Below are 14085 nucleotides of genomic sequence, written 5' to 3' on the forward strand. Positions count from 1 at the left end.
TCACAGGTGGTCATCGACGCGGCTCGGTGGGTCGGCGGTCGGGCCGGGCAGGGGCGCACGGCCCGACCGCCGACCGTCCGGGTCAGCCGGTCGGTGCGGTGCCGGGGCCGCCTCGGCGGGCGGCGCGGCGCCGTTCGTGGTGCTGCCGGCGGTCGCCGCCGGCGGTCTGGGCACTGCTCTCCGGGGCCGGCGAGGGTTCCGCAGCCGCAGCCGCAGCCGCAGCCGCAGCCGCGACCGGAGCCGCGACCGGGGCGGGGGCGACGGCGGGGTCCGGCCGGTCCAGCAGCTCGGCGAGGTGCCGGATGGTCGGCCGGTCGAACATCTCGACCACCGACAGCTCCCGGCCGAAGTCCTCGGCGATCCGCCGCTGGACCCGGACCAGGTGGATGGAGTTGGCGCCGGCCTCGAAGAAGTTGGTGTCGAGGTCGACCTCCGCCCCGTCCATCACCTCCCGCCACAGTGCGGTGAGCCGCTCCACCGCTCCGGGCCCGGTGGGCTGGGCCACCGCGCGCGGCGCCGGAACCGGTGCCGCGGGTGCCGCCGGGGCGGCCGGGGTGCCCGGTGCGGCCGCCGTGACGGCCGGGGCGCCGAGCCGGGCGAGCGCCGCCCGGTCGACCTTGCCGTTGGCGGACAGCGGCAGCGCCTCCACCGCCCGGACCAGCTGCGGCACCATGTAGCCGGGCAGCCGCTCGGCGAGGGCCTCCCGCAGCCCGAGCGTCCAGTCGGCGCCGGAGTCCGGCTGCTCGGCCGCCGCACCGGGCGGGCGGCCGCCGACCAGGGTGTGCAGCACGCTCTGGCCGTCCTCCAGCAGCAGCGCTCCGCGCAGCGGCTCGGGGAACACGTCGCCGATCGGGCAGAGTGCCACCGTGCAGTCGCCGGCCCGGTGGCGCAACAGCTGCGCCATTGCCCCGGCCTCCAACAGGCAGAACCGGTCGGCGAGTTCGCCGTACACCGGGGTGATCGCGGTGTTCCTGGCGACCAGGAAGAGGGCGAAGCCGGCCCGTTCGAGCAGCGGCCGGTTGGCCTCGCTGTAGAGCGCCGGGTCCAGCGCCCGCTCCGCGCCCGGCGCGCCGTCGAGGGGGACCAGGGCCGGTCCGGCCGGGTCGACGTAGTAGGTGCCGGCCGCCAGGCCCGCCACCCCGCCGGGGGCGACGGCCAGGTAGGTCTGCACCGGGTACAGGCCGCCGGCCGACCCGTAGGCGTACCGGGGCACGCCGTCCTCGTCCTGGCGGGCGAGCACGGTCAGCAGCGCGTCCAGGTCGGTCCGGCTCACGGGGACGTCGGCGAAGCCGGTGGCGGCGCCGCGCAGGGCGGCGGCCCGGCGCAGCTCCAGGGTGTCGGCCGGCAGCGCGAACGGCAGCACCTCACGGCCCGCCAGGTCGGCCCGGCGGCCGGGCTGGCGCAGGCGCGCCTCCAGCCGGCGGACCCGCTCGGCGTCCAGTGCCGGGGCGGCCGCCGGGGCCGGGGCGGTGGTCGCCGGGTCGGCCGACAGCGGACGGGCGGCCTCGCGGACCACGTAGGCCGCGAGCCGGGCACCGAGCCCGTCGCCCTCGACCAGTGCCGCGGCCTCCCGCACGCCGTCCATCCGGACCAGGGCGGACTCGATCTCGCCCAGCTCGATCCGCATGCCGCGCACCTTGACCTGGGAGTCCTCGCGGCCGAGGAACTCCAGGTCGCCGTCGGGCAGCAGTCGGGCCAGGTCGCCGGTGCGGTAGAGCCGCTCGCCGGTGACCGGGTGGGCCGGGAAGGCCCGGGCGGTGATCTCCGGGGCGTTGCGGTAGCCGACGGCCAGGCCCACGCCGGTGATGAACAGGGCGCCGGCCACCCCGACCGGACGCGGCCGGAAGGCCTCGTCCAGGACGACCATGCCCTGGTTCCGCATCGGGCGGCCGTACGGGATGCTCGGGCGGCCCGGTTCGACCTCGCCGACCGGGTGGAGCACCGACCAGATCGACGCCTCGGTGGCGCCGCCCAGGCTGATCACCTCGGCCTTGGGCGCGAGCGTGCGGACGTTGCCGGGCATGCCGACCGGGATCCAGTCGCCGCTGAGCATGACCAGGCGCAGCGACTCCAGGTCGGCGGCCGGGTTGCCGTCGGCGTACGCCAGCAGCATCTCCATCAGCGCGGGGACGGAGTTCCAGACCGTGACCCGGTGCTCGGCGACCAGCCGGGACCAGCGCGAGGGGTCGCGCTCCTCGCCGGGCCCGACCAGCACCAGGGCGGCGCCGGCGGCGAGGGTGCCGAAGACGTCGTACACCGAGAGGTCGAAGCCGAGCGAGGAGATCCCGAGGACCCGGTCGGACGGCGTGACCCGGAAGCGGTCGTTGACGTCCACCACGGTGTTCAGCGCCCCCCGGTGGTCGATCATCACGCCCTTGGGGTCGCCGGTGGAGCCCGAGGTGTAGATGACGTACGCGAGGTCCGCCGGGGTGGTCGGGACCGGGGCCGGCGGGGTGTCGGCCGGGGTGTCCAGGGCCTGTTCGAAGCTCAGCAGGGTCACTCCGGCGGGCACGGCGTCCTCGGGGGCCCAGGACTCCCGGGCGAGCAGCGCGGTGGCGCCGGCGTGTTCGAGCGAGCGGGCGACCCGGGCGGCCGGGAGGCCGGCGTCCAGCGGCAGGTAGGCGCCGCCGGCCCGGACCACGCCGATCGCGGCGGCCACCTGCTCCCAGCCCCGGTCGGCGCGCACGCCGACCAGCTCGCCGGGGCGCACCCCGGCCGCGCGCAGCGCGTGGGCGACGGCCGCCGAGGCCCGCTCCAGTTCGCCGTAGGTCACCGTGCCGGTGGCCGAGACCACGGCGGTGCGGTCGGGCGAGGTCCTGGCCCGGTCGAGGAAGGGCTCGTGCAGCAGCCCGTCGGGCCGCAGGCCGTCAGTGGCGTTGAGCGCCCGGTAGGCGTCGAGCTGGGCGGCGGGCAGGACGACCAGGTGCGGGTCCGTCCAGGCGCCGGGCTGTTCGGCGAGCGCGGTGAGCAGGCCGGTGTAGGCCTCGAACATGGCGTCGAGCACGCCCTCGGGGAAGAGCTCCTCGACGGCGTCCCAGGTCAGCCGCAGCCGGCCCTCGTCCTCGGAGATCTGGTGGTCCAGCCAGACCTGCGGGGTCTGGGTGATGGTGTGGGCGACCTCGGCGCCCAGCTCGCGGAGCACCCGGCTGCCGCCCACGCCGTCGGCGCCGAGCTCACTGGTGAAGACGACCGGCATGGCCGCCTCGGCGACCCCGCGCCGGCGGGCGAGGTCGCCGCCGACCCGGACGCCGCTGACCAGCTGGTGGTCGAGGTCCTCCCAGAGCCGGTCCTGCAGCCGGCGGGCCCGGTCGGCGAAGGAGCCGGCGGTGGCGCCGTCCACCTCGAACAGGCTGAGCGCGGTGAAGTCGCCGACCATGGCGGCCAGGTCGGGGTGGTCGCCGACCCGGTTGAACAGGGTGAGGTTGAGGGTGAAGCGGTCGGCCGTCGACCAGGTGCCGATCACGGTGGCGTAGGCGGCCAGCGCGAGCGCCGAGGGGGTGACCCGGCCGGCGGCGGCCCGGCTCTTCAGCCGCTCCCACAGCTCGGCGGGCAGGTGCGCCTCGCGGCGGCGGAACCTGGTCTCGGCCAGCTCCTCGGGGCGCCGCGCCAGCGGCAGCGCGGGGGCGGGCGGCAGGGTGTCCAGGCGGCCGTGCCAGTAGTCGAGGTCGCGCTGCAGGGCCGGGCCCCGGCGGCGGTCCTGCTCGGCCAGCACGTAGTCGCGGAAGGAGAGTTCGAGCGGGCTCGGGTCGAGCGTGCCCTGGTAGACGGCGAGCAGTTCGCGCAGCAGGATCTGCACGCTGCCGCCGTCGGCGATCAGGGTGTCGATGCTCAGGTGCAGCCGGACGTCGGCACCCGCGGTGCGGCTGGCGCGCAGCTCGAACAGCGGCCAGGCGTCGGCCGGCAGCACCTGGTGCGACATCCGGGCGCGGGTCCCGGTGAGGTGCTCGGCCCGGTCCCGCTCCGGCAGCTCGCGCAGGTCGTCGACGGTCAGCTCGTATGCGGGCACCTCGGGCAGGACGCGCTGGGTGCCGTCCTCGCCGAAGACCAGGCGCAGGGCGTCGTGCCGCAGCACCATCGACCGCCAGGCGTCCTGGAGGCGCAGCGGGTCGACGTCGGCGACGTCCACCTCCAGGTAGAGGTGGCAGGCGACGTCGCCGCCGACGGCGCCGCTGCGGCCGATCCAGTAGGCGCGCTGGACGTCGGTGAGCGGGAAGGGCTCGTGCCGGCGGGCCGGGTCGGGGAGCAGCGCGGTCCGCTCGGCGGGCGCCTCGGCGGCCCCGTCCGTGCCCAGCGCGTCCACGGCCCGGGCCAGCGCGGCCACGGTCGGCGAGTTGAACAGGGTGCGCAGCGGCAGCTGCACGTTCAGCCCGTCGCGGATGCCGGCGACCATCCGGGCGGCCAGCAGCGAGTGACCGCCGAGTTCGAAGAAGTCCTCCCCGGTGCCGACCTCGCCGAGGCCGAGGGCCTCGCGCCAGATCGCGGCGATCCGCTCCTCGGTGGGCGTGGCCGGCGGGGTGCGGTCGCGGCCGGCGGCGGGCACGGACTCGGGCGCGGGCAGCGCCGCCCGGTCGACCTTGCCGTTGCCGGTGAGCGGCAGCGCGTCGAGCGCGATGAAGCGGGACGGGATGAGGAAGCCGGGCAGTTGCCCGGCGAGGGCGGCCCGCAGTTCGGCCGGGGCCGGCGGCGCGGCCGGGTCCGCGGGCACCAGGTAGGCGGCCAGCGCGGCCCGGGAGGTGCCCAGGCCGTAGGCGGTCACCACGCACTGGCGGATCCCGGGCAGTGCGGTGAGCGCGGCCTCCACCTCGCCGGTCTCGATCCGGAAGCCGCGGATCTTGACCTGGTGGTCGTTGCGCGACAGGTACTGGATCCGGCCGTCGGGGCGGGTGCGGACCAGGTCGCCGGTGCGGTACAGCCGCCCCGTTCCGGCGCCGGCCGCCTCGGGGTCGGTGACGAACCGTTCGTCGGTCAGCTCGGGCCGGTCGAGGTAGCCGGCCGTCACGCCCGCGCCGCCGATCAGGAGTTCGCCGGGCACGCCGACGGGCACCCGGCGCCCGTACGGGTCGAGGACCCGGACGGTGGTGCCGGCGATCGGGCGGCCGACGGTGACCAGGCCCTCCTGCGGGTCGACCTCGTCGGTGGTGGACCAGACGGTGGTCTCGGTCGGCCCGTACATGTTGAGGATCCGGCCGTCGAGGTGCCCGGCCAGGCGGCGCACCAGGTCGGCGTCGAGGGCCTCGCCGCCGAGCAGCAGCCGGCGCAGGCCGCGCAGCGCCTCCGGGTCGGCCTCGTCCAGCAGGGTGCGGGCCCGCGAGGGGGTGCACTGCAGGTGGGTGACGCCGTGGGCGCGGATCAGCGCGGTCAGCTCGCTGTCGGCCGGGCCGGTGGCGGCGGGTGCGGTGGCCGCGGTGCGGCGCAGCTCCGCCAGCCGGGGCAGGGCGGCCAGCGCGACGTCGGTGTCGACGCCGAAGTCGACCAGGCAGCCGATCTCGTCGACCCCGATCTCGGCCAGCCGGTGCACCAGCGGCAGGCACTCCTCGGCGGTGCCGATCAGCGAGCCGTGGCCGAGGTAGCGGGCGCAGGCGTGGTCGAGCAGCGCCTCCTGGTCCTCCGCGGTGAAGTCGCTGCTGCGGACGTCCATGCCGAGGCTGCGGGCCAGGTTCTCGATCAGGCCGACCGAGCTGCGCAGGTAGTCCCGGAACGGCTGCCAGGCGTGCGCCCGGACGTCGGCCGGGTCGGCGCCGAGGTAGCTGTGCAGCATCAGGGTGACGTGCGGCTCGCCGGCGTGGCCGGCCTCCCGCCAGGCCTCGCGGTACAGGGCGATCTTCTCGGCGAGGTCCTCGGTGCTCTGGCCCAGCAGGTGGGTGAGCAGCCGGGCGCCGACCCGGCCGGCCGTGCGGCAGGTCTCGGGGTTGCCGGAGGAGGTGAGCCAGTACGGCAGTTCGGCCTGGACCGGGCGGGGCAGCACCTCGACGTCGACGGTGCGGCCGCCGGGCCCCTCGAAGGGGAGCCGCTCGCCGCGCCACAGCCGCCGGACCTGCTCGATGCCGCTGACGGTGAGCGCCTGGCGGTCCTGGTAGGCGTCCTTGGCGAGGACGAAGTCGTCGGCGTGCCAGCCCGAGGCGAAGGAGAGGCCGACCCGGCCGCCGGACAGGTTGTCGACGACCGACCACTCCTCGGCCACCCGCACGGGGTGGTGCAGCGGCAGCACCACGCTGCCGGCCCGGATGCCGATCCGCTCGGTCGCCTGGGCGATCGCGGCGGCCAGCACCGAGGGGGCCGGGAACGGCCCGCCGAAGGCGTGGAAGTGCCGCTCGGGGAGCCAGACCGCGGAGAAGCCGTTGGTGTCGGCGAAGCGGGCGCCGTCCAGCAGCAGCCGGTACTGCTCGGGGCCGGGCTCGGCGCCGGCGGTGCCGCTGGCGAAGTAGAACAGGCTGAACTCGGGGACGGCCCGGTCGGCCCGGGGCGCCGGGGCGGTGGTCGGGGCGGGCAGCGCCGCCCCGGGGTCGGGGTTGACCACGACCCGGTGGCCCCGGCTGAGGGTCCAGAGCAGTTCCAGGACGGAGATGTCGAAGGAGACGCTGGTGACGGCCAGCCAGGTCGACGGCTCGGCGGCGTCGGTGCCGTCGGTGGCCTCCGCGCCGTCGGTGCCGTCCGCGCTGTTGGTGCCGTCCGCGTCCTCGGCGAGCACGCGGTCCATCGCCGCCAGGAAGGCGGTGAGGTTGCGGCGCAGGACCACGACGCCCTTGGGGCGGCCGGTCGAGCCGGAGGTGTGGATGACGTAGGCGGGCGCGTCCGGGTCCACCGGCGCGGGCTCGGCGGACGCGTTCCCGGCCGGGGCGGGGGTGTCCAGGTCGAGCAGCGGGGCACCGGCCGGCGCCGCGTCCCGAGTCGCGGCGTGCACCAGCACGGCGGTTGGCCGGGCGTCCTCGACCACGTGGGCCAGCCGGGCGGCCGGGTAGTCGGGGTCCAGCGGCAGGTAGGCGGCGCCGGCCCGGAGCACGGCGAGCATGGCGGCCGGCAGGTCGGTGCCGCGGCGCAGGCACAGGCCGACCCGGTCGCCGGGGCGCACCCCGGCGGCGCGCAGCCGGGCGAGCAGCTCGTCGACCCGGGCGTCCAGGGCGGCGTACGTCAGGGCCTGGTCCGGGCGGCCGCCGGGCAGCACGGCCTCGGCGCCGGGGCGGGTGCGGACGGCCTCGGCGAAGGCCGTCACGACGTCCACGGCGTCCTCGGGCAGCGGCCCGCCGTCCCCGGCGGCCGCCAGCAGGGCCTGCTCCACGGGGGTGAGCGCGAGCAGTTCGGACAGCCGCAGGCCGGGGTCGGCTGCGCCGCCGGCGAGCACCCGCCGCAGCGCCTCGGTCAGCTCGCGCACGGTGTCGTCGTCGAACAGGTCCCGGCTGAACTCGCAGACGCCGGCGGTGAGTCCGCCGTCCCGGGCGAGTTCCAGGCTGAGGTCGGTGCGGCACAGGCCGTTGTCCAGGTCGACGAGCTCGACACCGACCCCGGGCAGGTCGATGTCCGGGGCGGGGACGTTCCGGTAGCCGAACTGCACCTGGTAGAGCGGTGCGTGGCTGAGGTCGCGGTCCGGGCGCAGCTCGCGGACCAGGCGCTCGAAGGGCACCTGGGCGTGGGCGAGCGCGCCGAGGGCGGTCTCCCGGACCCGGTCGAGCAGCTCGCCGAAGGTCGGGTCGCCGGAGAGGTCCGAGCGCAGCACCAGGCTGTTGACGAACATGCCGACCAGGCCGGCGAGTTCGGGCCGGTCGCGGCCCGCGGTGGGCACGCCGACCAGCACGTCCTGCCGGCCGGAGTGGCGCATCAGGACGGCCTGCCAGGCCGCCAGGGTGACCATGAACGGGGTGGCCCGGGCGGTGCGCGCGGCCTGCTCCACGGCCTCGGTGGTGGCGGCGTCCAGGGTGAAGTGCACCCGGCCGCCCCGGTGGCTGGGCACGGCCGGCCGGGGCCGGTCGGTGGCCAGTTCCAGGACGTGCGGGGCGCCGTCCAGGCGCTCGCGCCAGTAGGCGAGCGGCTCGGCCAGCGCGCCGTCGGTGAGTTCGGCGCGCTGCCACTGCGCCCAGTCGGCGTACTGCACGGTGAGCGGCGCGGGCACCGGGCCGCCTTCGCGGAAGGCCCGGTAGCGGGCGCAGAGTTCCTCCACCAGCACCGAGCGGGACCAGGCGTCGCCGACCAGGTGGTGGTTGACCACGACCAGCAGGGCGCGCTCCGGCGCGGAGCGGATCAGCAGGGCGCGCAGCAGCGGGCCGTGCTCCGGGTCGAACGGCAGGGCCGCCTCCCGCTCGGCGAGTTCGCGCTCCCGCTGCTCGCTCCAGCCGGCCTCGCCGTCCTGCGGCTCGACCACCCGCAGGACCGGGCCGGTGTGCTCCAGCACCCGCTGCACCGGGCCGTCGGCACCGTCGGCGACGACGGTGCGCAGCGCCTCGTGCCGCTCCACCAGGCCGGTCAGCGCGGCCTCCAGGGCGGCGACGTCCAGCGCGCCGGTGAGGCGCAGTCCGACGTACTCGTTGAACACCCCGAGGCCGGGGGTGAGCTGCTCCACGAACCAGAGCCGCTCCTGGCCGAAGGACAGCGGCGCGGGCACCGAGCGGTCGCGCGGCGGCAGCGTCGGCGCGGCGCCGGGACCGGCGGGACCGGCGGCGGTGAGGCCGGTGGCGGTGACCGGGGCCGTGCCGGCGCGGCCCCGGGCGCGCGCCTCGAAGGCGGCGCGCTGCTCGGGGGTGAGCCGGGCGAGGCGGTCCTCGCGGCCCTTGGGGTTGCGGCCTGCGGGGTTGGTCACTGCTGCTCCAGTTCGGCGATGATGCGGTCTTCGATCTCGACGGCGAGGTCGGCGATGCGGCCGCCCTCGAAGAAGACCCGGGCGGGGACGTCGACCTCGAACTCGGCCCGCAGCCGGGCCGCGACCTGGGCGGCCAGCAGCGAGTGGCCGCCGAGCTCCAGGAAGTCGTCCTCCACCCCGACCCGGTCGAGGCCGAGCAGTTCGGCGTAGATCTCGGCCAGGCGCTCCTCGGTCGCGGTGGCCGGGGCGGTGTACGGGGTGGCGAGCTCGGGGCGGGGCAGGGCGGCCGTCCGGGGCAGGTCGGCGGCCGGGGCGGTGGAGGTCCGCAGGGTGCCGCCGGTGATCCCGGCGCCGACCCGGGCCACCACGGCCCGGCCGGCCGGGCCGTCGAGCAGGGCGGCGAAGGCGCGGGCGCCCTGCTCGGGGGTGAGCGCGCCGGCCAGCATCTCGGCCTGGAAGGCCCGCAGGGCCTCGGGGACCTCGGCCTGGTCGGCCATGCCGACCTGGGCCCACATGTCCCAGTCGACGGCCACCGCGAACCGCTCGCCGCGCGCGGCCTCGGCCTCCGCGACGGCGGCCAGGTAGGCGTTGGCGGCCGCGTAGTCGCACTGGCCGTAGGTCGGGATCAGGGTGGCGAGCGAGGAGCAGAGCACCAGCACCTCGGCCTCGCCGGGCCGCAGCGCGGCCAGCAGGTGGCGCAGGCCCGCGGTCTTCGGGGCGAGCACCGTGCGCATGCTGTCGTCGGAGCGCAGCTCCACCGAGCCGCCGCCGGGCACACCGGCCGCGTGGATCACGCCGTCGATCCGTCCGAAGGCGGACCGGGCCTGCTCCAGCGCCCGGTCGAGCGCCTCGGCGTCGGTGACGTCGGCGCGTACTGCCAGCACCTCGGCGCCGGCCGCGCGCAGTCCGGCCAGGGCGGTCTCGGCGGTCTCGCCGCCGGCCCCGCGGCCGAGCAGGACGAGCCGGGCGACGCCGGCGCCGGCCAGGTAGCGGGCCAGGGTCAGGCCGATCCCGCCGAGGCCGCCGGTGATCAGCCAGGTGCTGTCGGCGCGCACCCGGGCCGGGGCGGCGGGGACGGGCCGCTCGGCGCGCTCGACGGTGCGGGCGAGCAGGGCGCCGTCGCGCAGGGCGAGCAGCGGGGCCGGGCCGGTGAGCACGGCGCGCACCACCGCGGTGGCGGACGCCTCGTCGAGGGCGGTCCCGGCGGCGAGGTCGACCTGGGTGCAGCGCAGGTTGCGGTACTCCTCGCCGAACACCTGGACCGGGCCGCTGAGCAGGGCCGCGGCGGGCCGGGGCCGCTCGCCGGGGGCGGCCGGGAAGGCGCCGGCGGTGACCACGCCGAGGCGCACCTCGTGCACCACGCTCTCGGCGGACATCGCCCGGGCGAGGTGGACCAGGCCGAAGTAGCCGTCGGTCTCGTCCGCGGTCTCGTCCAGTCCCCAGCCGTACAGGACAGCGGTGGGCGTGCGGACCAGGGCGCGCAGGTCGGCGAGCAGCTTGGCGTACTGGGCCGGGTCGGCCGGGTCGAGCTCGTAGACGCCCCGGCGCACCCGGCGGTAGCCGGCGCCGGGCTGGACGGTGGTGACGATCTGGCCGCGCGCGGTCAGCAGGTCGACCAGCGGCTGGGCGGTGCCGGCCCGGTCCAGCAGGACCAGCCAGGTCTGGCGGCGCCCGCTCAGCGGGTCCGCCTCGGCCGTCGGCTCGGCCGACGGGTGCCAGCCGATGGTGGCGTGTACCGCGTCGGGGTCCGAGGCGGGCAGCGCGGTGGCGGGCGCCCGGCCGGGGATGGCGGGCTCGATCCAGTGCGGCAGCCGCTCGAAGGGGTAGCCGGGCAGGTCTGCGGGGCGGGCGGCGGGGTCGAGCGGCTCCCAGTCGACCGGGGCGCCGTGCGTCCACAGGCTGCCGAGGGCGAGCACGGCGCTGCCGGGCTCGTCCTCCGGGCCGCGGCGGCCTCGGGTGGGCAGCGGCGGCTGGGCGAGCCGCGCCGCGGCGGTGCCCTCGGCGGCGGAGCGGGCCAGGTCGGTCAGGACGCTGCCGGGGCCGGTCTCCACCAGCACCATCCGCTCGTCGAGCGCGGCCAGGCGGGTCAGCCCGTCGTGGAAGCGGACCGGGGAGAGCATCTGGCGGGTCCAGTACCCGGGGTCGGTGGCCTGCTCCGGGGTGATCCAGTCGCCGGTGAGGTTGGAGAGGAACGGCACGGTGGGTTCGCGCAGCGTCACCTTGGCCAGCTCGGCGGCGAACTGTTCGGCGGCCGGGGCGCACAGGGCGCTGTGGAAGGCCCGGTCCACCGGCAGCGCGAGGGCGCGCAGGCCGCGCTCGCCGAGTTCGGCGGCGGCGCGCCCGGCGGCCTCGGGAGTGCCGGACAGCACGGTGGCGGCCGGACCGTTGACGGCGGCGAGGTCCAGGCCGTGCCGGGCGGCGAGGTCGCCGGCGGCCGCCTCGTCCAGCGGGACGGCCAGCATCGCGCCGGGCGCGGTGGCCTCCATCAGCCGGCCGCGGGCGGCGACCAGGGCGAGCGCCTCGGGCAGGTCGAGGACGCCGGAGAGCAGCGCGGCGGTGTACTCGCCCAGGCTGTGGCCGAGCAGGGCAGCCGGGCGCACGCCCCAGTGCCGCCACAGCGCGGCCATGGCGTGGCCGACCGCGAGGACGGCGGGCTGGGTGACGGAGCTGCGGCGCAGCTGCTCGGCGTCGCCGTCGCGGAGCAGCTCGACCAGGTCGAGGCCCAGGTGCGGGCGCAGCAGGTCGGCGGCCTCGTCCAGGGCGGTGCGGAACACCGGGTGCGCCGCGTGCAGGCCGAGGGCCATGCCCGGGTACTGGGCGCCCTGGCCGGGCAGCAGGAAGGCGACGGGCGCGGTGCCCTGGCCGGCGCGGGCCCGGACGGACTCCCGGCGGCCGCCCCCGCGCAGCGCGGCGATCGCGCCGGCGGTGTCCCGGGCGACCACGACCCGGCGCTGGACCAGTCGGCGGCGGCCGGTGCGCAGGGTACGGGCGACGTCCGCGAGCGGGCGGTCCGGGTGGGCGGCGAGGTCCTCCGCGAGTCGCTCGGCGGCGGCGTCCAGGGCGGTGCCGGTGCGGGCGGACAGCGGCAGGGCGACCGGGACGGCGGTCGGCTCGGCGGCCTCCCGGGCGGCCGCCGCGGGGGCCTGCTCCAGGATCAGGTGGGCGTTGGTGCCGCCGATGCCGAAGGCGCTGACGGCGGCCCGGCGCGGACCCTCGGCGACCGGCCAGTCGGTGAGGTCGGCGGGGACGAAGAACGGGCTGTCGGCCAGGCCGAGTCCGGGGTTGACGGACTCGGCGTGCAGGCTGGCCGGGATCCGGCCGCTGCGGACGGCCAGGATGGTCTTGATCAGGCCGGTGACGCCCGCGGCGGTGTCCAGGTGGCCGAGGTTGGACTTGACCGAGCCGAGGCCGCACCAGCCGGTGGCCGAGCGCAGCTCGGCGTCCTGCTCGGCGCGGAAGGCGGCGGTGAGCGCCTCGACCTCGATCGGGTCGCCGATCGGGGTGCCGGTGCCGTGTGCCTCGACGTAGCCGATGGTGTCCGGGGCGACGCCCGCGACGGACAGCGCCTCGCGGATCACCGCGGTCTGCCCGGCCACCCCGGGGGCGGTGTAACCGGCCTTGTTGGCACCGTCGTTGTTGACGGCCGAGCCGAGGATGACGGCGTGCACCCGGTCGCCGTCGGCGAGCGCGTCGGCGAGGCGCTTGAGCACCACGACGCCCGCGCCGTTGCCGAAGACCGTGCCGGCGGCCTCGGCGCCGAAGGGCCGGCAGTGCCCGTCCGGGGACTCGATGCCGCCGGGCACCGGCAGGTAGCCGGAGCGGTTCGGCACGGTGACGGTGACGCCGCCGGCCAGGGCGAGGTCGCACTCCTCGGAGAGCAGGCTCTGCACCGCGAGGTGCACCGCCACCAGCGAGGTCGAGCAGGCGGTCTGCACGCTGACCGCCGGGCCGCGCAGGTTGAGCTTGTACGCGGCCCGGGCGGCCAGTTGGTCGGGCTGGTTGCCCTGGAAGAGCATCGGCACGCCGAGCGAGTCCTGCAGGTCGGTGCGCGGCAGCAGGTTGTGGATCAGGTAGGTGCTCAGCAGCGATCCGGCGTAGACCGCGACCGGCCCGCGCGCCCGGTCGGGGTCGCAGCCCGCGTCCTCCAGCGCCGCCCAGGCGCACTCCAGGAAGATCCGCTGCTGGGGGTCGATGACCGAGGCCTCCAGCGCGTTGTAGCCGAACAGCTGGGAGTCGAAGCCGGCGACGTCCGACAGCACGCCCTTGGCGGCCACGTACCCGGGCTTGCCCGACCGGTCGTCCGGCACCCCGTCGGCCCGCAGCTCCTCCGGACCGAAGCGGCTGATCGCCTCGGTGCCGGCGGCCAGCAGCTCCCACAGCGCGTCGACGGAATCGGCTCCGGGGAAGCGGCCCGCGAGGCCGACGACGGCGACCCGGCCGTCGGTCTCGGCCGGGTCGGGAAGGACCGGCTGTGCGTTCAAGGTGTTCTCCGTGGTGTGGTGGGCTCCGCGCGCGGCGGGGCGGGCAGGACCGGGGACGACCGGGTACGACCGGGGCTCAGACCGCCATCAGGTAGCGCTGGAAGCGGGGCATGAGGATCTCCAGGGCCCGGACCTCGACGGGCGTCAGCTCGGGGTGCCAGACGTCCCAGAGCAGGACGGCACGCTGCTGGGTGCCCTTGTTCCACGCCTCGTGGATGAAGCTGTCGTCGAAGAGGATCACCTTGCCTTCCTCCCAGCCGCGCTCGTCGTCGGCGACCTTGATGGCGCAGCCGGGCGGGACGATCAGCGGCAGGTGCGCGGTGAGCAGCAGGTTCACGCCGCCGGTGTGCGGGGTGATGTGCACGCCGGGGTTGAGGATGGTGAACATGCCGTCGCGCGGCCCGTGCGGGGTCGCGGACACGGCCGCGTGGGTCTCGGGGCAGCGCTCCCGGACCTCGTCGCGCCACTGCCCGTTGCGGTACAGCTGGTAGGTGTCCCAGCCCTGCCAGCCGAGCTCCTTGGTGTACAGGTCCTCGTACGGGGCGAAGCGGGCCTGCTCCTCGCGCAGCGCCAGGAACTCCGCCTTGATCGCCTGGTACGACTCCTCCACCCGTGCCACCCAGGGCAGTTCGGCGGTGTCGTGCCAGGGCAGGGCGCTGATCCCGGGGAAGAACAGCCGGGTCGGCTCCTGGTCCTCGTGCAGGTACTCGGGGGCCTGCTCCCCGGTGAGGATGCGCAGGCACTCCTCGACCCGCTCCAGCCCCTCGGTGCCGAGGGCGCCGTGCAGTTCCGTCATCACGCTCTGGACGTCCATGG

Annotated in this window: 3 protein-coding genes; all 3 read right to left on the reverse strand. The window is 76.9% G+C overall.

Features of this window, described 5'->3' with window-relative positions; translation table 11 throughout:
- Positions 1-82: 82 nt before the first annotated feature.
- On the reverse strand, positions 83-8788 hold the full coding sequence (locus ACIBEC_RS39730) for an amino acid adenylation domain-containing protein (RefSeq protein WP_360504454.1): 8706 nt from the start codon (positions 8786-8788) through the stop codon (positions 83-85).
- Complete coding sequence (locus ACIBEC_RS39735) at positions 8785-13269, reverse strand: SDR family NAD(P)-dependent oxidoreductase (protein WP_360504452.1); 4485 nt, start codon at positions 13267-13269, stop codon at positions 8785-8787. The genes ACIBEC_RS39730 and ACIBEC_RS39735 overlap by 4 nt, the downstream gene beginning before the upstream one ends.
- 76 nt (positions 13270-13345) lie before the next feature.
- Complete coding sequence (locus ACIBEC_RS39740; RefSeq protein ID WP_360504450.1) at positions 13346-14083, reverse strand: aspartyl/asparaginyl beta-hydroxylase domain-containing protein; 738 nt, start codon at positions 14081-14083, stop codon at positions 13346-13348.
- Positions 14084-14085 lie beyond the last annotated feature (2 nt).

This window comes from Kitasatospora sp. NPDC051164 (assembly GCF_044455625.1).
GTDB lineage: Bacteria > Actinomycetota > Actinomycetes > Streptomycetales > Streptomycetaceae > Kitasatospora.

What these genes read in the sequence shown, in the direction of transcription:
- ACIBEC_RS39740 (WP_360504450.1), bottom strand. Translation starts at nt 14,083, where the DNA reads ATGGACGTCCAGAGCGTGATGACGGAACTGCACGGCGCCCTCGGCACC.